We start from the raw sequence: 23,386 nt of genomic DNA, 5'->3' as shown, positions 1-23,386 counted from the left end.
CCGGCCCCCGGGCCGACCCACCCCCGTACCTCCGCCCTTCCCTGGAGCCCTCGTGGACAGCAACACTCTGGAGCAGGCGATCCTCGCCCTCGCCAAGGACCAGGACCTGCTCACCGCCTTCCGCACCGACCCTGCCCCGGTCGGCGAGCGGCTCGGTCTCGATGCCGAGTGGTCCGATGTCATCGCCCGCGGCGACCGCGACCGGCTGCGCTCGGCCGGCCTGGGAGACGCGATCACCATCCTGGTGAGCCGCTGGTTCGCCGACGACCTGGGCGACTCCACCAGCAAGGGCGCCTTCCACGTCGACACCACCTCGCCGTTGCCCGAGCCGGAGGTGCCGGCCAACCTGGTGTTCGCGGCGGGCTGCTCCCACGTGCCGGATCTGATCGCCCGCCCCGGGATCGACCCGGAGGATGCCGTGGCCCGCCTGATGTCCGGCTACGAGCGGCTCAAGGCGGACCTCGCCGTCGCCGACCCGGACGTCCTGCTGATCACCGCCGACTGCCACTTCCAGTCCTTCCGGACAGGCGCGTACGTCATCGGCACCGGTTCGGGCTACACCGGTTGCCTGGAATTCTTCAAGCGTCCCGACCTCGACCTGACGGTCAAGGGGCATCCCGATCTGGCGCTCGCCATGGTCAACGCTGTACGTGCCGAGGGCCTGGAGGTCGAGGAGAGCTCCGAGTTCCCGCTCGACCACGGCGAGATCATGCCGCTGCGGCTGCTGCTGCCGCGTCCCGACCTGCCGGTGATCCCGATCATCACCCAGCCCGCCCGCGCCTTCTCGCCGTTCGGCGCCCGGGTCTTCGGCGAGGTGCTGCGCGGGGTGGTCGAGAGCCGTGACCTGAGGGTCGCGATACTCGCCACCGGCGGTCTCTCGCACTGGCTCGATCCGGGGAAGTTCGGCAAGGCGGATGTCGACTTCGACACCTATCTGCTGGAGATGCTCAAGGCCGGCCGCGGCACCGACATCGCCAACCTGGAGCCGTACGCCCTGCTCGACCACGGGCAGTACGAGTTCCCCAACTGGCTCATCATGCTGGGCATGATCGGCCCGGGCGTCCGCGGCAACGTCTACGCATACGAGCCGATGGACGCCTCCGGAGGCGGCTGGGCCGTCGTCAACATGATGCTTCCGGAGAGTGCCGATGCCTGAGACACCCTCCCTTCCCCTGCTGCGGGTGGGCCTCACCCAGTGGCACGCCACACGTGACGTCACCCGCAACACCGCCCTCGCCCTCGACGCGGTCCGCGACTGCGCGACCGCCGGCGCCGATCTCGTGCTGCTCCCCGAGAACGGCCTGATGCTCGGCTCCAACACCGAGATGCGACAGGCCGCCTTCACGCTCGACTCCCCGGAGATCGCCTCCCTGCGGGCCGCCGCCCGCGAGACCGGTACCGTACTCGTGCTGGGCGGGCTGAAACTCCGCCGCCAGGACCAGGGCGAAGGCAGGATCACGAACACGGCTCTGGTGATCGGCACCGACGGTACGATCGTTGGCACCTATGACAAGGTCCATCTGTTCGACGCACGGGTCGACGGAGTGTCCTTCGAGGCGTCCGGCGTGGAGCAGGCCGGAGACCGATCGCTGCTGGTGGAGGTGAAGGGCGTCACCGTGGGTGTCACCATCTGCTACGACGTGCGCTTCCCCGAGATGTACCGCGGTCTCGCCCGGGCGGGCGCCGAGGTACTCCTCGTCCCGGCCGCGTTCACCCGCACCACCGGCACCGCCCACTGGGAGGTTCTGCTGCGGGCCCGGGCGATCGAGAACGGCGCGTTCGTCGTCGCCTCCGCAACCGTCCACGGTGACGTGCCGGGTGCGGACGCCTTTGCAACGTACGGACATTCCCTGGCCGTCGCCCCGTGGGGCGAGGTCCTCGCCGACCTCGGCGAGGCGCCGTACGCCTGCCGGGTCGTCGAGCTGGACGCGGCCCGGGTGGCGCGGGCCCGTGCCACGCTGCCCGTCCTCGACCAGGTGCGCCCGGACGCCTACGCGCGCGTGCCGTCACGGGTAACCGCTTCGCACCACGAGGAGTCTCTGTCATGATCGACCGCCCCGTCACCACCGCGAGCACCGGTCCGGACGCGGACGGCATCGTCCGGACCGACGAGTGGATCGGGATCGGCAACGAGTTCACCGGTGTGCGGCTCCGCAAGGTCTACACCCGTCAGGGCGAGCGTCTGGAGATCGTGGTGCCCAAGCAGGGGCACCGGATCCTCCTCGACGCCATGCAACTGGAGATCGTCGCTGCCCAGGACCCCGCGAAGTTCAGCGAGCTCTTCGCCCGCCGCCTGGGCGCCTACCAGGAGGGCGACGTCTGATGGCGCGTTCGGGACGCACCGTCGAGGAGATCTACACCGGCCTGCGCGACCGCATTCTCGACGGCACCTACGCTCCCGGCATACGGCTCTCGCAGCAAGCCCTCGCCGACGAGCTGAACACCAGCCGCACCCCCTTGCGCGAGGCGCTGCACCGCCTCGAGGCCGAAGGCTTGGTGACCTCCCACGCCAACCGCGGCATGGAGGTCAGCCCGGCCACGCACGAGCAGGCCGAGCAGTCCTACGCCGCCCGGCTCCTTCTCGAGCCGCCGCTGGTCGCCGCCCTGGTGGACGACATCGGCGAGGAGGAGATCGCGGAGATGACGGAGGCGCTCGAGCGGATGGAGGCCACGGTCCGGCGTACCCGTGACTTCCAGGAGGCGCACCTGCGCTTCCACCGTTTCCTGCTCGACCGCTACCCACCGCTGCTCGCCGACCTGACCATGCAGCAGCACTCCCGGATCTTCCGGCACCAGCGGCTGCACATGTCCCGGCCCGCGGTGCCGGCCGACTTCACCCGGGTCGACCGGCAGTTCCTGGAGGCCGTTCGCGACCGCGAGGGCGAGCGGGCCCGCCAGTTCCTCGAACTGCACCTGATCGACGCCGCGTTGGGCATGGCGCTCGACCTGGACCCGGACTACTGCTTCGACTCGCTCATCACCGCGTCCCGCGGCCTGGGCCTGCGGCTCGAGCACAAGGAGGACGGCTCGGTGCACCGCCCGGTCCGGCTCAACTGGCTGCGTCCCGGTGCCGTCGCGATGCCGACAACCCGCACCGAGAACCTCGAACACCTCACCGAAGCCTGACAGCCGCCTGGGGCACGCCCCGCCCCGGGGCGGTGTCCCGGCACCGACTTCCGCACTGCTCACGCCGGCCGGCGACGCCCCGCCGTACGCCCGCCAGGCGTTTCACCGGCCTGCCCTCAAGGCCCCCAGCCACCTCGCATGACAGGACAAATTCCCATGAATGCCGCCAGTCCCGTGACCGCCCCGTACCGCATCGGCCTGATCGTCCCGAGTTCCAACACCACTATGGAGACGGAGATCCCCGCGATGCTCCGCGCCCGCGAGTCGATCCGCCCCGAACGTTTCACCTTCCACTCGGCCCGCATGCGGATGCAGAAGGTCACCCCCGACCAACTCGCCGCCATGGACGCCGCCTCGGATCGCTGCGCCGTCGAGCTCTCCGACGCCGACGTCGACGTGATGGCCTATGCCTGCCTGGTCGCGATCATGGCTCAGGGCGAGGGCTACCACCGGGAGAGCGAGAAGCGGCTCGCCGCGGCCGCGGCCGCGGCGGTCGGCGACCGCAAGGCCCCCGCCGTGCTCTCCTCCGCCGGCGCGCTCTCCGAGGCCCTCGACCACTTGGGCGCCAAGAAGATCTCCGTCATCACCCCCTATATGAAGCCGCTGACCGGCATGGTCTGCGACTACCTGCAGGCGGAGGGCACGGAGGTCCTGGACTCCCTGAGTCTGGAGGTCCCCGACAACCTCGAAGTCGGCCGCCTCGACCCGTCCCGGCTGACCGAGCTGGCCAAGCGCGTCGACACCAAGGGCGCGGACGCGCTGATCCTCTCCGCCTGCGTCCAGATGCCGTCGCTGCCAGCGCTCCAGGCAGTCCAGGACGCCTTCGACATCCCCGTCATCACAGCATCCGCCGCCACCGTCTGGCGCACCCTGCGTGCCCTGCACCTCGAACCGGTCGTCCCGAACGCCGGCGCGCTGCTCGCCCCCTGACCTCCACGTCCTATGGCGTGATCGCTTCGCCCATACGGTTCCCGGCCGAGGCGATCACGCCATGGCATCCGACCCGAGCGATGTTTCCTGCGGTGCCCGGGAGCCGGACTCCTCGGACGAAGCATGCTGCCGGTTGGCGGGTCCCCCGTACCCCGGAGCGGCGTGAAGATGAAGACTCCCCCGCGCGGCACGCGCCTGCGAGCGCCCGGTTTTCGACGACAAGACGGGTCGCCGTCGCCGTCAACGGCCCCAGCTACTGTTCCGTGAGCGGGGTGTTCCCCGGGCCCTCGTCTTTCCGCTGGGCCCGCCACCCGCCACCAGGAACTGCGGCTGCCGGAGTCCCTGACGACCGTCGATATGCGGGCATGCCGCAGAGCTGCCCGGCAGATCAGGAGACCGGGCAGCTCGGAAGGCGTTGGTGGTCAGGGAGCGGACGATCTCACGACCGTGTTCGGACCTCCACCGCATCGGCGCTGAGGTTTCTTCCCCCGGCCGGGCTGCCGATGCCGCGCACGCCGAACCCGCTGTCGGCCCACAGACACTCGCCGGTGGCGACCCGGGCGGCATCCGAGGCGAGGAAGACGAACGCGCCGGCGTAGTCCTCCGGTTCTGGGATGAATCCCTGGGGAATCACGTGCTCGGCCCCCGGCAGGACCGCGTCGATCGGCTGCTGGCCGAGGCACTGCAGACCTTCCATGCGGGTGCGGGCCACGCCGATGGCAACGCCGTTGACCCGCACATGCGGGGCGAACTCCCAGGCCAGTTGGCGCACGATGCCGAGGTCGGCGTGCTTGGTCGCAACATAGAGCGCGCCGTCGTCGACCGCTCGGTAGCTGGCCAGGGAACAGGAGAAGAGCATGCTGCCCCGCGTCCGCAGCAATGAGGCCAAGGAGGCGCGGGCGCCGAGCAGATACCCCTTGACGTTGATGGCGAAGATCTCGTCGATCGCGGCTTCCAGGTGTTCGGCCGGCACCTGGGCGAGCGGCAGGTTGCCGGCTCCGACGCCCGCGTTGCCGACGAACACGTCGAGGCGGCCGTACGCCTCCAGCGCTTCGCTGACAGCCCGTTGATTGTCGACCAGCTTCTCCACCGAGCCGACCGTGCCGTGGACGTCCGGACCCATTTCCGTGCACAGCTTGCCCAGGCGGTCCGCGTCGCGGTCCAGCACCGCGACCTTCGCACCAGCCTCGACATATCCTTGCACCACGGCGCGGCCGACGCCGGCCGCGCCTCCGGTGACCAGGGCCACCTTTCCCGCCAACGGCAGGGAGCCGCTTCGCGTCACATCAGGCATGGATCGCACCTCCGTTGATGTCGATCACGGATCCGGTGAGGAAACCGCTCGCGTTGGAGACCAGATACGGGACGATGGCGGCGATCTCGTCAGGGCGTCCCAGCCGGCCGACCGGGACGGCCGCGCTGAGCGTTGACTCCGAGACGGTGTCCGAGGCGGCGAAGTACTCGTCCAGGTGCTCCGTCTTCACAGTCCCGGGGTTGAGTACATTGGCGGTCACGCCCAGTCCTGCCACCTCGGCGGCGAGTTGCCGGGTGAAACCGACCAGCCCGGACTTGGCGGCCACATAACCGATGGCGTTGCCGAGTTGGGGGGCCGAGGCGACCACCGATCCGATGTTGAGGATGCGTCCCCAGCCTCGTTCGATCATTCCCGGCAGCACGCTCTGGCACAGCAGGAAGGGGATGGTCAGGTTGATCTCGAGCTGCTGCCGCCAGTCGTCCGGCGTCGTGTCGCGGGTGGTGGCGGCACGGGTGAAGCCGCCGGCGTTGTTGACCAGAATGTCCACCCGGCCCGCCGCCTCCAACAGCCGTGTCCGGCCCGCTGCGGTGCGCAGATCCGCCGCGCAGGGAATCACGCGACCGTGCTCGCCCAACTCCTCGGCCTTCCGGGCGAGGAGAGCCTCGTCGCGGCCACCGATCACCACGGTCGCACCATGCTCGAGCAGAGCCGCCGCGATCGCCGCGCCGATTCCCCGCCGCGCACCGGTGACCACGGCGACATGCCCGGACAGGTCCTGCGTGGTCACCGGCTCTCACCGCTGGGCGCTCCCGCGTCGGTGCGCCCGACGCGGCCACCCGGCCGGGCGATGCCGCGGACGGACAGCCCACTGTCCGCACTGACCATCGTTCCCGTCATCACGGTCGCCTCGGAACGGGAAGCAAGCAGGGTGAAGATCCCGCTGTAGGCATCGACGGTCGGGATCTCCTGAAGGGGCAGTGCCTCGCGGGTGCCGTCCAGCACCGAGTCGGTGGCCGCCTGCCCGAGTGCGGCGGTTCCTTTCAACCGGGTCGGGGCCACCCCCGGAGCGACACCGTTCACCCGCACGTCCGGAGCGAATTCGTAGGCGAGCTGGCGCACCAGACCTTGCACTGCGTGCTTCGACGCTGTGTAGAGGACGCCGCCGCCGGCGGCATTGGCCCCCGCAAATGAGCCGGTGAGGATCACCGAGCCACGTGAGCGGATGAGCTCGTCCAGAGCCGCCCGGACGCCGAGCAGAGGAGCGAGCACGTTCACCCCGAAAAGCTCATCGAACCCAGCCTTGAGCTGGGGCCCGGCGATGTCCTCCAGCGGTCGGGCCGCGTCGGTGATGCCCGCGTTGCCGACGAAGACGTCGACGCGGCCCCAGGTCTCGGTGGCTGCGGCGACCGCTTGCACATTGCCCTCCCAGGACCGCGCATCCGCGACCACCGGGATGACCGCAGCCCCGAGCTCGTCAGCCAGCTCCTTCACCGTGTTGGTGATGTCCACGGCGACGACGCGCGCGCCTTCGGCCGCGAACCGCGTGACGACCGCGCGCCCGATGCCCGCTCCGGCACCGGTGAACACCACCACTTGCCCGTCAAGTGCTCCCATGGGGACCTCCATCGTTGAGTAGTTGTCTGTAGTTCCAAGGCGGACCACGACGTCGAGGGGAGGGGACATGCGCTACGTGGCCCTCGCCGTCGTCAGCCGGAAGGTGCTGGCAGCCACCGCGCGGCCGGTCGGCCGCAAGCCCGTGTCCGGTAGTCGCTCCGGCAACCGGACATCATGAATACACTTTTGCATGCACTCTGTCGCTGGGCAATAGCGTCGGGAACCATTCACATGCACAGTCGGCAAGAAGGTCCTGTCCGGCCCGGGTGGTCTTCCCGAGCCGGGCGTACCACAGGAGTACTTCTCCGCCCTTCACGCCTTCCAGCGCCAACATTCCGGGCCTCGACTCCGGCCATGCCTGGGTGGTCGCACAGGGGTCCGGGGAGCGGAACGGAAACGTCGTGCGCCCGCTACGCGAGGCAAAGCATGACTCCGTCCACCGCTCCTACCTCTCAGGAGACCCAGTGCGATCCACCCTCCGACAGAGACTCGCCTGTCTGGCGAGCTTCCTCTTCCTGCTGACCCTCATATCGGCCGTGCCGGCGTCGGCCACCGCACGGTCCTTGACGGTCGCCACCGACAAGGGCCCGGTCGCGGGAGCCTCGGCCGACGGCGTCGACCACTTCTACGGCATCCCGTACGCGGCTCCGCCCGTCGGCACCGGACGCTGGCAGCCGCCCGCACCCGCCGCCGCGTGGACGGACACCCGGCCGGCCACGGCCCCCGGCCCCCGCTGCCTCCAGAACGGAGGCAGCACGAGCCCGGGGATGAGCGAGGACTGCCTCTACCTGAACGTCTACACGCCCGCCAACCGGACCGGCCGGCCGCTGCCGGTGATGTTCTGGATCCACGGCGGCGGCTTCTCCACCGGTTCCGGGAACGCGGAGGACGGCTCGCTGATCGCCCGGACCAACAACGTCGTGGTCGTCACGATCAACTACCGCCTCGGCGTGTTCGGCTTCCTCGACCTGCCCGGGCTGAGCGAGCAGGGCGCGGGCAACTACGGCCTGCTCGACCAGGAGGCGGCGCTGCGCTGGACGCAGCGCAACATCGGTGCGTTCGGCGGCGACGCGAGCCGGGTCACCATCGGCGGCCTGTCGGCCGGCGGCCACTCCGTCTGCGCACTCCTCGCGTCACCCCCGGCCCGTGGTCTCTTCTCGGGCGCGATCATCCAGAGCGGCGGATGCCCGAGCTACACGGTCGAGCAGGCCGTCGCCCGCGGGAAGGCGTACGCGACGGCCGCCGGCTGCTCCACCACCGCGCCCGACCTGGCCTGCCTGCGCAACAAGCCGGCCAGTGAACTCCAGGCAGCGGCAAAGGGCTTTATCGGCGGTCTCGTGACCGGTCCGCTGCCCACGTCGGGGGTGCCCGAACTGCCGGTCGCTCCGCTCGAGGCCGTACGCACCGGCCGGACCGCGGACGTCCCCCTCCTCATCGGCCACACGCGCGACGAAGTGCGCAGCTGGGCAAGGCCGTTCGCGAACGCGACGAAGGACCAGTACGAGAGGGCGGTCCGCATCGAGTTCGGGGACGAGGCCGACGCCATCCTCGCGCACTATCCGTTCAGCGCCTACGGCGACGCGTACACCGGGGCCTACGCCTTCGGCGCGCTGTGGGGCGACAGCAGCACCTTCTTCGGACTCGGGGGCTGCCAGTACCTGACCCTCACGGCGCAGTATTCGAAGCGCCAGCCACGCACCTACTTCTATGAGTTCAACGATCCGCACCCGCCCACCGGCGGGTCCTCGACCGGCTTCGAAGCGGGCGCCTCGCACGGCAGCGAGAAGCAGTACCTGATGCCCTCGGCGACCTCGGCGCTGCTGACTCCCGCTCAGCAGCAGCTGTCCGGCGAGATGGTGCGCTACTGGGGATCGTTCGTGAAGCACGGGAACCCCGCCGCTCCGGGGCTCGCCGCCTGGCCCTCGTACCGGGCCGGACGGTTCATGTCCCTGCTGCCCGGCGGTGAGAGCCGGGCGCTGAAGACCGGCGCGTACGAGGCGCGCCGCCGGTGCTCCTTCTGGAACTCGATCGACTACGACTGGCTTCCCCTCGACGCGGACCAACTGGCCTCTCAGGCAGGCGTTTCGCAGTCCTGATCCGGTCCAGCACGAAGGCCCCCTCCGGCGGGAGGGGGCCTCTTGGGTTGCCGTGCGGCGAGCGTTCGGCTCAGTTGCCGGTGTGCTCCATGTCGAGCACGATCTTGCCGACCACCGCGCCCGACCGCAGCCGCTCGACCGCCTCGCCGAGCGCGTCCATCCCGTACCTCTCGTACGGGAGCGTCAGCGCGCCCGAGGACAGGTCCGGCAGCAGGCGCAGCACCTCGGAAGCGACCTCCGGGCTGCGGCTCATCATGTTCACGGGCAGGAGGGTGACGTCCGCGAGGAAGAAGTCCGCGAGGTCCAGGGTGAGTTCACGGCCGGCGGTGTAGCCGAGGAGCGCGGCGCGACCGCGCGGGCGGACCAGGGTGAGGGCGTTGCGGAGGATCTGGCCGCCGACCGTGTCGATGAGTACGTCGACCTTGCCGCCGATGGCGTCCTCGGAGAGGTCCGAGGCGAGCAGGGCCTTGGCGGCGTCGGGCACGTGCGGCAGTTTCGCCGGACGGCCGACCGCGCCGATGACCTCAGCGCCGGCGCGCGCCGCGAGCTGCACGGCCATGGCGCCGACCGCGCCGGACGCGCCGGTGACCAGCACCCGCTCCCCCGGCCGCACCTGGGCGATCGCGTGGACGGTCGCCCAGGCGGTGCCGACCGGGGAGAAGTAGATGCAGGCCAGAGCGGGGGCTGTGCCCTCGGGCATGATCTCCGCGGCGGCGTCCGGGACGAGCGCGTGCTCGGCCCAGGCGCCGTCGCGGCTGAGGCCGAGACCTTCGCCGCGCAGCCGCACCAGGGCACCCTCGGGGTGCGTCTCCGAGGCGACGACGTAGCCGCTGCCCTGGGTGCCGGGGACGAACGGCAGCTCGGGCAGGATGCCGAACTGTCCGTCGAGGATGTTGAGGTCCAGATGGGCGGCGGTGGCCGCCGCCACCCGGACGAGGGTGTGCCCGGGGCGCGGCTCGGGCACGGCCCGTTCTCCCAGGCGCGGCAGCGTGCCGAACTTCTCGAGAAAGAGGGCCCGCGAGGTGGACAAGGTGGTACTCACGTGCTGTGGTCTCCGTTCTTCCCCCGTTGGACTGTGCGCCGACCCCCGTTGGTGACTTCGACCCCGTTTACACCTTAGCTCCATACTTGTGCAGTACACGCATCGCGATCAGGCGCAGGATCCGGTCGTAGACGAGGCCCAGGATGCCCAGCGTGATGATGCCGACGAAGACCCAGTCGACCCGGCCGTAGTTGCGGGAGGTCCAGATCAGGGAGCCGAGGCCCACCTGGGCGGCGACGATCTCGGCCGAGACGATCGTCAGGAAGCTGTTGCCCATCGCGAGGCGGGCGCCCGTGAGGATGTACGGGACCGTGGACGGCAGCACCACGCGCTGGAGGATCTGGCGGCGGCTCGCTCCGAGGCTGGCGGCGGCCAGCAGTTTGGACTCGTTGACGGCCATGACACCCGCGCTGGTGTTGAGCGTGACGATGAAGACGGCCGTGTAGAAGATCAGGACGACCTTCGACGTCTCACCGATGCCGAGCCACACCACCGCCAGGGTCACGAAGGCGACCGGCGGGATGAAGCGGAAGAACTCGATGTACGGCTCCAGGAGCTGGCGGACGATCCTGATCTGCCCGATGAGCAGGCCGACCGGGGCGCCCACTACGACACCGAGGCCCCAGCCGATCAGGATGCGGCGGCTGGAGGCGATGACGGAGTTGCCCAGCGTGCCGTCGGCGGCCAGCTCACGGGCGGCCGACAGGGTCTCCTTGGGGGAGGCGACCAGGGACGGGCCGTACTTCATGGCCACGAGCTGCCAGACACCCAGGCCGACCAGGACGGCGACAGCGTACAGGCCGAGGGTGCGAAGTCCCTGGGCGCCGGTCCCGCTCGTACGCCGCGAGCGGGTGCGGGCCGGGGCCGGGGTCTCGGTGGTGGTGATCGTCATGCGCCCTTCGCCTCTCGGTCGGGCCGGTCGTCGAGTCCTTGATCGCGCATGGCCTTGCGCACCTCTTCTCCGATGTCCTCGCGCAGTCGGCTGCGCAGGCGCAGGGCGGCGGGGTCGGACTCGTCGCGGGGGCGCGGCAGGTCGATCGTGTACAGGGACTTGATCGACGCCGCGGGGCCCGCCGTCATCACGGCGACCCGGTCGGCGAGCAGGATCGCCTCGTCGATGTCGTGCGTGACGAAGACGACGGTGCAGCCGGACGCGCTCCAGATGCGGGCGGTCTCCTGTTGCAGCACCTGCCGGGTCTGGGCGTCGAGGGCGCCGAAGGGCTCGTCCATGAGGACGACGCCCGGTTCGTTGGCCAGGACCCGGGCGATCTGGACGCGCTGGCGCATGCCGCCGCTGAGCTGCCCGGGGTAGCGGTCCGCGCAGTGGCGCAGGCCGACCAGGCCGAGGTACTCGTCGGCCACCCGGTTCTGCTCGGCGCGGGAACAGCCACGCATGCGAGGCCCGAAGGTGACGTTCTGCTCCACCGTCATCCAGTCGAAGAGAGCCTCGCTGCTCTGGAAGACCATGCCGAGCTCGGGGTCCGGGCCGCTCACGGCAACGCCGTCCGCGGTGAGGGACCCCTCGCTGACCTGGATGAACCCGGCCATGGCCGACAGCAGCGTGGACTTGCCGCAGCCGCTCGGTCCGAGCAGACAGAGGAACTCCCCGGCCGGAATGTCCAGATCGATGCCCTGGACGGCCCGGAAGTCACCGAAGGAGATGCTCGCGTCTTCGACGCGCAGAGCCGCACCGCGTCCGGCCGGCGCCGACGCCGCCGGGTCACGGGGGGCGGGAACGGTGACCGCTGACAGGGTCCCCTCCCCCGGTACCTTCTCCTTCTCGATCCCCTTGGTCATCAGGACCCCTCCGTGTTCTCGGGCAGCCAGCCGCGTCGGACGGTGCGGGACACGTCGGGGCGGGCCTTGACCTTGCCGGTGCTCAGGTAGAAGCCGGCTGTGTCCTCGTAACCCTTCAGGTCCTCGTCGGTGAAGTCGCGGACGCCGAAGTCGATCTCCTTCACCGCCTTCACCGTCTGGGCGGTGGGGATCTTCGCGGCGTCCTTGGCGGCCTGCGCCGCGGCCTGCGGATCGCTCTCGGTCTTCTCGGCCGCCTCCTCGAGGGCCGCGGCCACCTTGACGGCGGTGCTCTTGTGGTCCTTGAGCCAGGGCGAAGCCGCGAGGAGCCAGTGCTGGTAGCTGAATCCGTAGTCGCCCGTGGACTCCAGGATCCGCTCGCCCAGCTCCTTGCCCTTGGACGGCCACGGCTCCCACAGGACGTACGCGTCCACGTCGCCCTTGCTGGTGAGGGCCGGGATCTCGGCGGGGTCGGCCGTGACGAACTCGACCGAGCCCGGCTTGATGCCCTTCGACTCGAGGAACCGCGTGGTGGCCAGTTCGGACAGGCCCGGGACCACGGCCATCTTCCGGATCGCGTCGGGGGACTTCACTCCGTCCCTCAGGACGACTTTGAGGTAACGCCCGGACTGCTCGTACACGAGGAGCGATCGCAGATCCGGGTTCTGTACGAGCAGTCCGATGGTGGTGACGTCGGAGTTCCCCGCCATCTGGACCTGTCCGGCGCTGAGAGCGTCGACGCCTTCCCCGCCCTTGGCGAACTGGACGAGGTCGACGTCGACCCCGTGCTTGGCCCACAACCCCTCGGCGTCGGCCACGTAGAAAGGCGCGTACCCGGCGTCGACACCGACGGCGATCCGGATGTGGGGATCACCCGCCCCGCCGCCGGAGCCCGACTCGGCCCCGGAGTCGGTGGTGCCTGCTCCGCAGGCGGTCACCACGGTCAGTGCGGCGGTGGAGAGGAGGGTGCCGGCGATGCGACGGATCGGTCGATTTCGGGAGCGGGACGCTGTCTGCATGGTCACCTCGGAAGGGGGCGCTTTTCGGCGGGGAATCGGGGTGCGGGGCCACGAGTTGGCGAACGGTACTGCCGGTCGGAGCGCAGGCGCATGCACGGCGGTCCGCTCAGCGGGACGGTCGGGGCACGGCTTCTCGTAGCCGGTCACCTGGCGTGCCGGTCGTACCAGCCGCGCAGCAGCACGGTGTCGTAGTCGGGTGCGCTCTTGATGAGCTTCTGCGCGAGGAGGAAGTCCACGATCCTGCGCGAGGAGGCGACATCGGCGGCCGTCAGGGCGCGGGACCTGAAGGAGATCTCGCCGATGGCCTTCTCCGTTCCGGCCACCGGCAGTTGGACCTGCTCATGGGACGCGAGGGCTGCCGCGTGCGGGTCCTTCGTCACGAGCCGGTCGGCCTCGGCGACCACCTTGAACACCTTCCCCGCGACGTCCTGGTGCTCCTTCAGCCACTTCTGGTCGGCGAGCAGCCACTGCCGGTACGTGACACCGAAGTCGCCGGTGGAACCGGCGATGTGACCACCCGCCTCGACGCCCTTGGTCACCCAGGGGTCGAAGAGGATGTAGCCGTCTATGTCACCGCGCTGGAATATGGTGGGCATCTCCTGCGGCGAACTCTGCTGGATCTTCACGGAGTCCGGGTCGATGCCGTGGTGCCGCAGGTACTGGTGGGTGGCGAACAGGCCGATGCCCTGGATCGAGCCCATCGTCCTGATCTGCCGTGGCGAGGTGATGCCCTTGCGCAGGACGACCTTGAGGAGGCGGCCCGAGGACTGGAACACGCCCAGGGAGCGCAGGGCGGGATTGCTCACCATCTGCGGAAGCGCGGTGGAGTCGGCGTTGGCGGACATCTGCGCGACGCCGGCCGTGACCGCCTGGGCCGCGGCCGGGCCACCCTCCACTTTCATCAACTGGACGTCGAGACCTGCCTTCTCGAACATGCCGCGTTCGACCGCGAGATACAGCGGGGCGTACGAGGCATCGACTCCCAGCGCGATCCGAACGGTCAGGCTCCTGCCTCCCCCGGAACCCGCCGAGTCGGTGGTGCCCGACCCGCAGGCGGTGGCGAGGAGGAGTGCGAGCAGGGTGAGCAGGGCGCCTGCCGGGCGCCCACCCGTGCGGTGATGACGGAACATCGGGTACGACCTCCGAATCGGAGTGCTGTCGAGGTGGCGGAAACCTGGCACCCCCGGGAGGTCGGCGGAAAGCACGGTGTCCCGCCTGGCGGACCGACGCGATTGAGGCGACTTCCGGCCGTTCGTACGCTCCACCGGTCTCAGGCTCGAACGGCAAGGAGCGTATATGCCCCACAAGAGCACGAATGAGGGCACATCGAGGACGCGACGCGTGGTCATCGCGTCCGTCGCCGGCAACATGATGGAGTGGTACGACTTCTTCCTTTACACCACCGCTGCCGCACTGGTCCTCGGAAAGGTCTTCTTCCCCTCCGGCGAGAATCCGCTGCTCGGCACGATCGCCGCCCTGGCCGGTCACGCCGTGGGGTTCGCCGCCCGGCCCATCGGGGGCGTGATCTTCGGGCACATCGGGGACCGGCGGGGGCGCAAGGCCGCCCTCATGGGGACGCTTTCCCTGATGGGCGGCGCCACCTTCTGCATGGGACTGCTGCCCTCGTACTCCACGGCCGGTCTGCTCTCGCCGTTGCTCCTCGTTCTGCTCCGGGTTCTGCAGGGCGCGGCGGCCGGCGGCGAGTGGGGCGGCGGCGTGCTCATCATCACCGAGAACGTCCCGGCCGAGCGGCGCGGCTTCCTCGCCTCGTTCAGTTCCTGCGGGATGGGCCTGGGCTTCGTCCTCTCGTCGCTGGCGCTGTGGCTGGCCGAGCAGGTGTCCGGGGACGGCTTCCTCACCTGGGGCTGGCGACTCCCGTTCCTGGCCAGCGCGGTGATCTTCGTGGTGGGGATCTACATCCGCCGCAACCTCGGTGAGACCGACAGTTTCGAGGCCGAGTCCCCGCGGACCGAGGGCGCACCGCACTCGCCGCTGCGGGAGGTCCTGCGGCGGCATCCGCGCCAGGTGCTGTTCGCGATGTCGCTGCGCTTCGCCGACAGCGGCGCCAGCTACATCTTCATGTCCTTCTCCCTCGTGTACGGGGCGTACGTGGGGATCTCCTCGACGGTGCTCCTGTGGGCCGGGATCGTCGGGATGCTGGTGGACTCGGCGATGATGGTGGTCTTCGGCCGGCTCTCCGACAAGGTGGGCAGGCGTCCCGTCTATCTGGGCGGGGCGATCGGCATGCTGGTGTGGGCGGCGCCGTTCTTCCTTCTGATGGACACGGGCCGGCCCGCCGCGGTGTGGGTGGCGTTCATCGTCGGGCACGTCGCCATCGCCGCGATGATCGGCGTTCAGCCCTCGTACTTCTCGGAACTGTTCAGCACCAGCACCCGGTACTCCGGAATGGCGCTGGGCCACGAATTGTCGTCGGCGATCGCCGGCGGTCTGTCGCCGGTGGCGGCGACGGCGCTGCTCGCCGCCACGGGACACTTCCTGCCGGTCGCGGTGCTGACCATGGGGATGGCACTCGTCACCCTGGTGGCGCTGGTCTTCTTCGCGAAGGCACCGCCGGGCCCCGGACACCCCGCCGACCAGGCACGGAAGGAGAGCGTCGGCGCACCTGTTGCCTGATTTTTACACGCCCGCCCCTCTATGCAACATGGCGTTGTTGCACTTCAAATGGCCTGTGTCGCCATGAAACGAAGTGAGGGGACGCCCATGGGGTCGTACGCGGACGAGGATGTCCTGCTGCCCAATTCCGTCCTGGGCAAGGCGCAGCTGCTGCTCGCCGCGTTCGAGTCGGGCGCGGACCGGTTGCGACTGAGCGAACTGAGCCGCCGCTCGGGCGTGCCCAAGGCGTCGGCGTACCGTCTCGCCCAGGAACTGGTGCAGTGGGGGCTGCTCGACCGGCACGGCGAACGGTACGAGCTCGGCATCCGGCTCTTCCAGCTCGGGCAGCGGGTGCCCGCTTCCTCCGTGCTGCGCACCGTGGCCCGGCCGCTGATGACCGACCTGTTCACCCGGACCCGCACGGCCGTGCACCTCTCGGTCCTCGACGGGACCCACGTCCTGTTCCTCGAGAAGATCGCCGGTGAGGCCAACGTCCTCACCCACTCCTATGTCGGCGGCCGACTGCCCGCCTCCTGCACGGCGACCGGCCGGGTGCTGCTCGCTCTTGCCCCGGACGGACCCGAGCGGGTCGCGGAGCTCGTCGCCAAGGGGCTGCCCGTGATGACCCCTCGCTCCGTCACGGACCCGCAGGTCCTGGCCCAGCGGCTGTCCCGGGCCGCACGGGAGGGGTACGCGCTGGAGCTGGAGGGGGTCAGGATCGGGGATGCCAGCCTCGCCGTACCGGTGGCGCTGGCCGGGACGGAGTACGCGGCGCTCTCGATCACCGGACCGGTCACGCAGGTGTCGGTGGAGCGGCACCTCGCGATGTTGCAGGACACGGCGGAGCGCATCACGCGCGGTGTGGCGCGCAAGACGTCGTACGACCCGGCTCGCCCGGTGCACACGGTTCGCACGCCGAAACAGAAGCCGACCGCCGTGCGCGTCGTCTCGGGCTGAGCACGCGCCGTAGCGGTCCCGGTCCGGCCAGCAGAACACACCGGTGGCCCGCCTCCCCTCCCCCGGTGATCGTGAGATGCCGCAAAGGCTGCGGACATGTGAGGGGAGGAGCCGTGGTGCGAACAGATCCGGACCAGACGCCGCTGCGCGTGCTCGACCTGACCGATGAACTCGCCTTCCAGGGCGCCCGGTTGCTCGTGGGGATCGGCGCCGATGTCGTACGTACCGAGTCGGGTGCCAGTCTCGGTCCCGCGGCCCGCGCGCACTGGCACGCGGGCAAGCGCTGGACGACCGTGCGTGACGCGGCGGAGCTCGATGCGCTGGCGGCGGGCGCCGATGTCGTGCTGGAGAGCGGCCCGTTGGCAGGCTTGCGCGGCCTGCGCGAGGACGGCTCGTCCCGCTGGCCGCACGCCGTGCATGTGGTGGTGACGCCGTTCGGTCTCACTGGTCCGCGCCGCGACTGGGTCGTCGACGATCTGGTCCTGGCATCGGCGGGCGGTATGACCTGGCTCGGCGGGCGCCCCGACAGGCAGCCCAAGCCGCCGCCGCGCGAGCAGGCGTTCCAGATCGCCGGGGCCCACGCGGCGATCGGCGCGCTGCTCGCCGTCGTGTCGGGAACCCCGCAGCTCGTCGACATCTCCGCGCAGGAGGCGGTCGCCGCCACGCTGGAGACCGCCGCCGTCGCCTGGGTCCACGCGGGACGTTTCCCCGTACGCAGCGCAGGGGTGTACGAGCACGTCGCGCATCAGATCTTCGAGACGGCGGACGGATATGTGGCCGGGGGCTACTCCGGCAGCCCCCGGATGTGGACGGATCTGCTGACGTGGATGGCGGAGCGCGGCCAGGCCGGTGAACTGCTCGACGAGTGCTGGCAGGACGCCGCGTTCCGGTGGCGCGAGCGCCCCCATGTCGACGAGATCGTCCGGCAGTTCGCGAAGGGGCTGCCCACGGCCGAGATCGCCGAGGAGGCGCGGCGGCGCGCCCTGCCGTGGGCCGAGGTCGTACCGCCCGAGCGGCTGACCGAGCATCCGCAGCTGCGCGACCGCGAGTCGCTGGTCACCGTCACCGGCGAAGGGCTGCCCGACGGCGGCGTCGAGGACGTCGGCTTCCCGTGGGCGGCGCTGCCACGGCCGGTCACCCTGCCCGCGATCCGGGAGGCGGAGGGAGACTCTCCGTGGCGCCACACCGGCCGGACGCGCCAGGAGCAGGAGCAGCCCAAGTCCCGTGCCATGGAGGGCGTTCGGGTCCTCGATCTGACGTGGGTGCTCGCCGGCCCGTACGTGACCAAGCAGTTCGGGGAGCACGGCGCGGACATCGTCAAGGTCGAGTCCCGGCACCGCAAGGACCCCACGCGTTTCGCGCCCTCGATGCATCTGCGGCCGGGCTCCGACCCCGACGACAGCGGCTACTTCATCAACTTCAACCGCAACAAGCGCAGCGTCGCCCTCAATCTGCGCACCGACGAGGGCCAGCGGCTGCTGCGCGAGATGGTCCCGCACTGCGACGTCGTCGTGGAGAACTTCAGCCCGGGCGTGCTGGCCAAGTGGGGCATGGACTACGCCTCGCTGCGCGAGCTGAACCCGGACATCGTCCTGGTGTCCATGGCGGGGGTGGGCCAGACCGGGCCCTGGCGCGAGGCCGTGACGTTCGCCGACACACTCGCCGCGATGTCCGGCCTGGCCTACGAGACCCGCGACCCGGACGGCCCGCCGCAGGGACTGACCTTCGGGCTCGGCGACATGATCGCGGCCAACTCCGCGGTGCTCGCCACGCTCGACCTGCTGGCGCAGGGCCGTGGCGGTCACGTGGATCTGTCCCAGCTGGAGGCGATGGCCTCGACGATGGGCCCGGCGGCCCTGGAGCCCGTCCTCGGCGCCGGCGCCCCCGACCCCCGGACGGCCGAGCATCCGAACCGGTCGCCCCACGCCGTGCCCCACGGTGTGTACCCGGTGGCCGGGGACGACCGGTGGCTGGCGGTGTCGGTGACGGACGAGGCGCGGTGGCACGCCCTGACGCGCATCGTCGACCTCCCGTGCGTCGGGAGCGACTTGTCCGCACGGCGGTCGCACGAGGACGAGATCGACGCCGCCCTCGCCGCGTGGACGCGCGGGCAGGACGGCCACAAGCTCGCCGAACTGCTCCAGGCCGAGGGCGTGCCGGCGGCTGTCGTGGCGACCGGCCAGGACCTGATCGAGGCCGACGAGCAGCTCGCCGCCCGCGGCTTCTACACCGTCCTCGACCATCCGCTCACCGGGCCCGTCCCGCACGAGGGGATCGTCGCGCGCTTGGCCGCGACGCCCGGCGGGCTCGACCGGCCCGCACCGCTCCTCGGCCAGCACACGGATGAAGTGCTGCGCGAGCTGCTTGACCTGACCGATGAACAACTGGCGGCACTGACCGCCGAGGGAGTGACCGAATGAGCGGGACAGCCATGGACAACGAGCAGGGCTCCGTACTTCACGTGACCCACGACGGCGCCGTGGCCACGGTCCGCGTGGACCGGCCCAAGGCGAATGCCGTGAATCCGGCGATGGTCGAGGAGTTCCTCTCGGTCCTGCCGCCGCTGGCCGCCGATCCGGAGGTGCGCTGCATCGTCATCACCGGCACCGGCCGGTTCTTCGTCGCCGGCGCCGACATCGCCGTCATGCGGGACCTGTCGGCGGGCAACCAGGCGAAGATGCGCCGTTGGATCGAGGTCCAGCGGGCGCTCGAGCAGGCGCCCAAGCCGGTCGTCGCGGCGATGAACGGCCACGCCCTGGGCGGCGGGGCGGAGTTGTCGCTCGCCTGCGACCTGCGGATCATCTCGGAGGAGGCCACGTTCGGGTTCCCGGAGATGCGGCTCGGCCTGTTCCCGGGGGCCGGTGGCAGTCAGCGACTCCCCCGGCTCGTCGGCCCCCATCTGGCGAAGCGCTTGATGATCGAGGGGGAAAGGCTGACGCCGCGGCGCGCCCTGGAGCTCGGACTTGTCGACGTCGTGGTGGAGCAGGCCGAGTTCGACGCGGTGGTCGCCGAGCGGGCCCAGCGCCTCGCCGAGAAGCCGACGACCACCATCGGCCTGCTCAAGCGCGTCGTCGACGAGGGGTACGGGCTGCCCGTGGAACAGGCCCTGGAGTGCGAGGCGAAGGGCGTCGCCGAGGTGACCGCGACCGCCGACGCGGCCGAGGGGCTGCAGGCGTTCCTGGAGAAGCGGGCACCGGTGTTCACCGGACGGTGAGGCCGCGCCGACGCGGGTGGTCCGGTTCCGGTGACCGGACCATCCGCGTTGGCGTCTTCGCGTACGTTGCGCATGCTCGGCGAATGAGTTCTTCAGAGCACACCCATACACAGCACACCGACGAAACCGCGCAGAACGGGCCCGTGCTCGTCACAGGCGGCACCAGCGGGATCGGACTCGCCATCGCGGAGGCGGTGGCCCGTGCCGGGCGCCCTGTGGTGGTCACCGGGCGGTCCGAGGACCGCTGCCGCGCGGCGGAGAAGCAGCTCCGAAGCATCGCGGGAGATCGCCAGTTGGTGCTGGCCGCCGACACCACCGACCCCGAGGCGCTGGCCGCGGTCGTGAGCCGGGCCACCGAACTCTGGGGCCCCGTCACCGGCCTGGTGACAGCGGCCGGGCAGCTGGCCCGCGGCTCGGTGCTCGACCTCACGCCCGACGACTTCCGCGCCGCCTTCGAGAGCAATGTCATCGGAACCTGGCTCGCGATGCGCGCCGTCCTGCCCGGCATGCTCGACGCCGGTCACGGCCGCATCGTCACGATCGGCTCCGTGCTCGGCTCGACGGGCGCCCCCGAACGGGGCGGCTACGCCGCCACCAAGGGCGCGGTCGCCGCGCTCACCAGGTCGACGGCCCTGGAGGTCGCCGGCACCGGCGTCACCGTCAACTGCGTCGCGCCCGGCCCCGTGCGCACCCCCATGAACGAGAGCGCCGCCACCACCGACGCCGCCGCCCAGGCCGCCTTCACCGCCAAGGTGCCGATGGGCCGCTGGGGCACGCCCGACAACATCGCGCACGCGGTGCTCCCGCTGCTCGACGCCGGCTCGTCGTACACCACCGGTGCGTTGCTGCACGTGGACGGCGGCTACACCGCGCAGTGAGCGCCGCCCGCGTCGCCCAGCGAGAGCGGTTCGCTGAACGGACCGCGACGCTGGGCCCGCGCCCGGTGCGGTGATGGGCTCGGCACCGTACCCCCTCCCCGCATTCGTACGGAAGACGGAAGGACTCACATGTCACCTGCACCGGAGAGCCACTACGCGGACGGCGCGGGCATCCGCTACCACTACCACGACCTCGGCTCGGGGCCCGACACCGTGTTCCTGCACGGTGGCGGTCCCGGCTGCACCGCGTGGAGCGACTTCGGTCCCGTCGCGCACCTGTTCGCGGCCGACCGGCGCTGTCTGCTCGTAGACATCCAGCAGTACGGCAAGTCGGAGAAGTCCGCCATCGAGGGCCCGATGTGGGACCACCACGCGGCGAAGACCGTCGGCCTGCTCGACACGCTCGGCGTCGACCGCGCCGACTTCGTGTGCAGCTCGTGGGGCGGCACCATCGCCCTCAATCTCGCCGCGAAGTACCCGGAGCGGGTCCGGTCCCTCGTCATCACCGGCAGCATGCCCGTCTTCTACGGTCCGCTCGCCCCGCTCCCCGAGAACGGGCACCGCGGCCGCACGGCCCGCGACATCTACTACGGCGGCGAGGGCCCGACCCGCGAGAAGCTGCGGGACCTCATCACGAGGCTGGAGTGGTACGACGGCGCGAAGCTCCCCGAGGAGACGCTGACCATGCGCTACGAGCAGAGCCTCGACGAGGAGGAGCGCGCGCTGGCGGCCATGTCCGACTCGCCGCGCGGCCAGTGGCAGGACCTCACCGAGGAACTGGGGCAGATCCAGGCTCCCACGCTGTTCATGTGGGGCATGCAGGACGCGTTCCTCACCCCGGACTACCCGCTGATGCTGGCCCGCATGGTGCCGAACGGGAACCTCCACGTGATGGACCACACCTCCCACCACCTCGAGGAGGAGCGCCCGGAGGCGTACCACTCGGTGGTCAACGGCTTCCTCAACTCCTTGAGCTGAGACTCCTGAGCTGAGTCCACTTCCCCTCCCCCAACTGCCTTACGGAGAACGCCCCATGTCCATCTGGACGGAGATCAGCCCCACCCCCTTCCGCGTCGAGTACGTCGACGCCGGCGGTGTCCCCACCCGCACCCTGCGCGCCGGTGACCCGGCCGGCCAGGCCGTCGTCTTCCTGCACGGCACCAGCGGTCACCTGGAGGCCTTCGCTCGCAACATCACCGCTCACGCCGCCTATGACCTGCACGCCATCGACATGCTCGGTCACGGCTACACCGGCAAGCCCGACAAGCCGTACGAGATCGCCGACTACGTGGCCCATCTGCTCGACTACCTGGACGCCGTCGGTGTGGACAGCGTCCACGTCGTCGGCGAGTCCCTGGGCGGCTGGGTCGGCGCCCGCGCCGCCATCGAGCACCCCGAGCGGATTCGCAGCCTCCAGCTCCTCTGCTCCGGCGGCACCGTGGCCAACCCCGAGGTCATGGACCGCATCCGCACCAGCACCAAGAAGGCCGTCACCTCCGACAACATCGAGCTCACCCGTAAGCGGATGCGGCTGCTGATGGCCGAGGACGCCTCCGCCACGGAGGAGCTGGTCGAGGTCCGGCACGCGATCTACCACACGCCGCAGTTCGTCGCGGGCGTCGACAACCTCCTTTCCCTCCAGGACATGGAGCGCCGCCAACGCAACCTGCTGCGCCCCGAGCACCTGGCACAGATCACCCAGCCCACGCTGGTGGTGTGGGGGCGCCAGAACCCGTTCGGCGACACCCCCGAGGCGACTGCCCTGCACGAGGGCATCCCAGGCTCGCGCCTCGAACTCTTCGAGAACTGCGGTCACTGGCCGCAGCACGAGCAGGCCGAGCGCTACAACGCGCTCAGCCTCGAGTTCATCGGCAAGGCCGCCGCCTGATGCGGGCGGTCCGGTTCCACGACTGGGGCGCCGCTCCGGTCCTCGACGAGGTGCCCGAGCCGGTCCGCGCACCGGGCGAGGTCCTCGTCCAGGTGACGGCGGGCGGTGTCTCGCACCTCGATGCCACCGTCGCGTCCGGCGACTTCGAGCTCAAGCCCTCGCTCCCGTACATCGGTGGTGTCGAGGGCGCCGGCACGGTCCTGGAGGCGGACACCGACTCCGGCCTCACGCCGGGTGCCCAGGTCGTGCTGCGCGGCGGTGGCCTCGGCCTGCTGCGTGACGGCACGTGGGCGGAGCAGGTCAGTGTGAAGCGCAAGGCCGTCACGCCGCTCGACGCGCCGCTCGCTCCCGCGGTGGCTGCGAGCTTCTTCGTCCCCGCGACGACCGCATACGTGGCTCTGCATGACGTCGCCCGGATCGGGCAGGACGAAGACGTCGTCGTGGTGGGCGCCGCCGGCGCGGTGGGCGCGATGGTGGCGCAGCAGGCGCTGGCCGCGGGCGCACGGGTCACCGGTGTGGTCGGCCGCCAGGACCAGCTGGCCGACGTGCCGAAGGGGGTGGAGGCCGTGACGCTGGACGACGCAGCAGGTCTCGCCCAGGACCGGTCGGCATCACTGCTCGTCGACACGCTCGGCGGCTCGGGCCTCGTCGGCCGCAGCCGCTGGGTGCGGCGGGGCGGGCGCGCCGTGGTCATCGGGTACGTGGCGGGTCCGCACGTCGAGCTCGACCTGCCGAGCTGGCTGCTCGACGAGGTGGCGCTGCTGCCGGTGAACATGATCCGCCAGGAGCGCCGGGCCCGGGAGGTCTCCGGCGACCTGGTGCGCAAACTCTCCGAGGGCGCGCTGTCCCTGGCAGTTCAGGAGTTCGACCTGGCTGAGGCTTCCGCGGCGCTGGACGCGCTGCGGGGCGGACGGGTACGGGGGCGGGCGGTTCTGCTGCCCGCGTGACACGCGACGGCGC

The 23,386-nt window shown here is 70.6% G+C and carries 22 protein-coding genes; 14 read left to right on the top strand and 8 right to left on the bottom strand.

Annotated features, from left to right (window positions below):
* Positions 1-52: 52 nt before the first annotated feature.
* From ACWCQM_RS15670 to ACWCQM_RS15650, 5 genes are all read left to right on the top strand, one after another.
* A complete protein-coding gene (locus tag ACWCQM_RS15670) occupies positions 53-1,156 on the top strand; it encodes a DODA-type extradiol aromatic ring-opening family dioxygenase (RefSeq protein WP_450915834.1) in 1,104 nt (367 codons plus the stop codon).
* The gene (locus ACWCQM_RS15665) at positions 1,149-2,048 is read left to right on the top strand and encodes a nitrilase-related carbon-nitrogen hydrolase (RefSeq protein ID WP_450915833.1); all 900 of its coding nucleotides are present in this window, start codon (positions 1,149-1,151) and stop codon (positions 2,046-2,048) included. The genes ACWCQM_RS15670 and ACWCQM_RS15665 overlap by 8 nt, the downstream gene beginning before the upstream one ends.
* The gene (locus tag ACWCQM_RS15660) at positions 2,045-2,323 is read left to right on the top strand and encodes a hypothetical protein (protein WP_450915832.1); all 279 of its coding nucleotides are present in this window, start codon (positions 2,045-2,047) and stop codon (positions 2,321-2,323) included. Before ACWCQM_RS15665 ends, ACWCQM_RS15660 begins: the two co-directional genes overlap by 4 nt.
* Positions 2,323-3,126 carry a GntR family transcriptional regulator gene (locus tag ACWCQM_RS15655; protein ID WP_450915831.1) on the top strand — a complete coding sequence of 268 codons (804 nt, stop codon included), beginning with the start codon at positions 2,323-2,325 and terminating at the stop codon, positions 3,124-3,126. Before ACWCQM_RS15660 ends, ACWCQM_RS15655 begins: the two co-directional genes overlap by 1 nt.
* Before the next feature lie 156 nt (positions 3,127-3,282).
* On the top strand, positions 3,283-4,056 hold the full coding sequence (locus ACWCQM_RS15650) for a maleate cis-trans isomerase family protein (RefSeq protein ID WP_450915830.1): 774 nt from the start codon (positions 3,283-3,285) through the stop codon (positions 4,054-4,056).
* Between the two features lie 439 nt (positions 4,057-4,495).
* Here ACWCQM_RS15650 and ACWCQM_RS15645 read toward each other — a convergent pair whose 3' ends face one another.
* Genes ACWCQM_RS15645 through ACWCQM_RS15635 form a run of 3 tightly spaced genes read right to left on the bottom strand, consistent with a single transcriptional unit; the run spans position 4,496 to position 6,994 of the window.
* Complete coding sequence (locus tag ACWCQM_RS15645; RefSeq protein ID WP_450915829.1) at positions 4,496-5,350, bottom strand: SDR family oxidoreductase; 855 nt, start codon at positions 5,348-5,350, stop codon at positions 4,496-4,498.
* The gene (locus ACWCQM_RS15640; protein ID WP_450915828.1) at positions 5,343-6,098 is read right to left on the bottom strand and encodes an SDR family NAD(P)-dependent oxidoreductase; all 756 of its coding nucleotides are present in this window, start codon (positions 6,096-6,098) and stop codon (positions 5,343-5,345) included. The genes ACWCQM_RS15645 and ACWCQM_RS15640 overlap by 8 nt, the downstream gene beginning before the upstream one ends.
* Positions 6,095-6,994, bottom strand: a complete 900-nt coding sequence (locus ACWCQM_RS15635) for an SDR family NAD(P)-dependent oxidoreductase (protein ID WP_450915827.1) — start codon at positions 6,992-6,994, stop codon at positions 6,095-6,097. The genes ACWCQM_RS15640 and ACWCQM_RS15635 overlap by 4 nt, the downstream gene beginning before the upstream one ends.
* Before the next feature lie 395 nt (positions 6,995-7,389).
* On the opposite strand from ACWCQM_RS15635, the gene ACWCQM_RS15630 reads away from it, so the two are divergent.
* The gene (locus tag ACWCQM_RS15630; RefSeq protein WP_450915826.1) at positions 7,390-9,021 is read left to right on the top strand and encodes a carboxylesterase/lipase family protein; all 1,632 of its coding nucleotides are present in this window, start codon (positions 7,390-7,392) and stop codon (positions 9,019-9,021) included.
* Between the two features lie 70 nt (positions 9,022-9,091).
* Here ACWCQM_RS15630 and ACWCQM_RS15625 read toward each other — a convergent pair whose 3' ends face one another.
* The 5 genes from ACWCQM_RS15625 to ACWCQM_RS15605 form a co-directional block, all read right to left on the bottom strand.
* Positions 9,092-10,063, bottom strand: a complete 972-nt coding sequence (locus ACWCQM_RS15625; protein ID WP_450915825.1) for a quinone oxidoreductase family protein — start codon at positions 10,061-10,063, stop codon at positions 9,092-9,094.
* A gap of 67 nt (positions 10,064-10,130) precedes the next feature.
* Positions 10,131-10,955 carry an ABC transporter permease gene (locus tag ACWCQM_RS15620; RefSeq protein ID WP_450915824.1) on the bottom strand — a complete coding sequence of 275 codons (825 nt, stop codon included), beginning with the start codon at positions 10,953-10,955 and terminating at the stop codon, positions 10,131-10,133.
* Positions 10,952-11,860 (bottom strand): ABC transporter ATP-binding protein, encoded by a 909-nt coding sequence (locus ACWCQM_RS15615; protein ID WP_450915823.1) that lies wholly within the window; start codon positions 11,858-11,860, stop codon positions 10,952-10,954. Before ACWCQM_RS15615 ends, ACWCQM_RS15620 begins: the two co-directional genes overlap by 4 nt.
* Positions 11,860-12,876 (bottom strand): ABC transporter substrate-binding protein, encoded by a 1,017-nt coding sequence (locus tag ACWCQM_RS15610; protein WP_450915822.1) that lies wholly within the window; start codon positions 12,874-12,876, stop codon positions 11,860-11,862. The genes ACWCQM_RS15615 and ACWCQM_RS15610 overlap by 1 nt, the downstream gene beginning before the upstream one ends.
* A 143-nt stretch (positions 12,877-13,019) precedes the next feature.
* Entirely contained in the window at positions 13,020-14,006 is a 987-nt protein-coding gene (locus ACWCQM_RS15605) for an ABC transporter substrate-binding protein (RefSeq protein ID WP_450915821.1), read from the bottom strand.
* A 166-nt stretch (positions 14,007-14,172) separates the two neighbouring features.
* Here ACWCQM_RS15605 and ACWCQM_RS15600 point away from each other — a divergent pair, with 166 nt between their 5' ends.
* The 8 genes from ACWCQM_RS15600 to ACWCQM_RS15565 all read left to right on the top strand — a co-directional run bounded on the left by ACWCQM_RS15600 (position 14,173) and on the right by ACWCQM_RS15565 (position 23,373).
* Positions 14,173-15,510 carry an MFS transporter gene (locus tag ACWCQM_RS15600; RefSeq protein ID WP_450915820.1) on the top strand — a complete coding sequence of 446 codons (1,338 nt, stop codon included), beginning with the start codon at positions 14,173-14,175 and terminating at the stop codon, positions 15,508-15,510.
* 87 nt (positions 15,511-15,597) lie between these two features.
* On the top strand, positions 15,598-16,446 hold the full coding sequence (locus tag ACWCQM_RS15595; protein ID WP_450915819.1) for an IclR family transcriptional regulator: 849 nt from the start codon (positions 15,598-15,600) through the stop codon (positions 16,444-16,446).
* Between the two features lie 113 nt (positions 16,447-16,559).
* The gene (locus ACWCQM_RS15590) at positions 16,560-18,866 is read left to right on the top strand and encodes a CoA transferase (protein ID WP_450915818.1); all 2,307 of its coding nucleotides are present in this window, start codon (positions 16,560-16,562) and stop codon (positions 18,864-18,866) included.
* Entirely contained in the window at positions 18,863-19,660 is a 798-nt protein-coding gene (locus ACWCQM_RS15585) for an enoyl-CoA hydratase/isomerase family protein (protein ID WP_450915817.1), read from the top strand. Before ACWCQM_RS15590 ends, ACWCQM_RS15585 begins: the two co-directional genes overlap by 4 nt.
* A gap of 83 nt (positions 19,661-19,743) precedes the next feature.
* Positions 19,744-20,538 (top strand): SDR family NAD(P)-dependent oxidoreductase, encoded by a 795-nt coding sequence (locus tag ACWCQM_RS15580; protein ID WP_450915816.1) that lies wholly within the window; start codon positions 19,744-19,746, stop codon positions 20,536-20,538.
* Positions 20,539-20,667: 129 nt separating this feature from the next.
* Positions 20,668-21,516 (top strand): alpha/beta fold hydrolase, encoded by an 849-nt coding sequence (locus ACWCQM_RS15575; RefSeq protein WP_450915815.1) that lies wholly within the window; start codon positions 20,668-20,670, stop codon positions 21,514-21,516.
* Between the two features lie 55 nt (positions 21,517-21,571).
* On the top strand, positions 21,572-22,426 hold the full coding sequence (locus ACWCQM_RS15570; protein WP_450915814.1) for an alpha/beta fold hydrolase: 855 nt from the start codon (positions 21,572-21,574) through the stop codon (positions 22,424-22,426).
* The gene (locus ACWCQM_RS15565; RefSeq protein ID WP_450915813.1) at positions 22,426-23,373 is read left to right on the top strand and encodes a quinone oxidoreductase family protein; all 948 of its coding nucleotides are present in this window, start codon (positions 22,426-22,428) and stop codon (positions 23,371-23,373) included. Before ACWCQM_RS15570 ends, ACWCQM_RS15565 begins: the two co-directional genes overlap by 1 nt.
* Positions 23,374-23,386: the final 13 nt, after the last annotated feature.

The sequence above is a fragment of the Streptomyces sp. NPDC002125 genome, from assembly GCF_053593715.1.
Note: the sequence above shows the minus strand (reverse complement) of the source record. Positions and strands in the feature narration are given on the sequence as shown.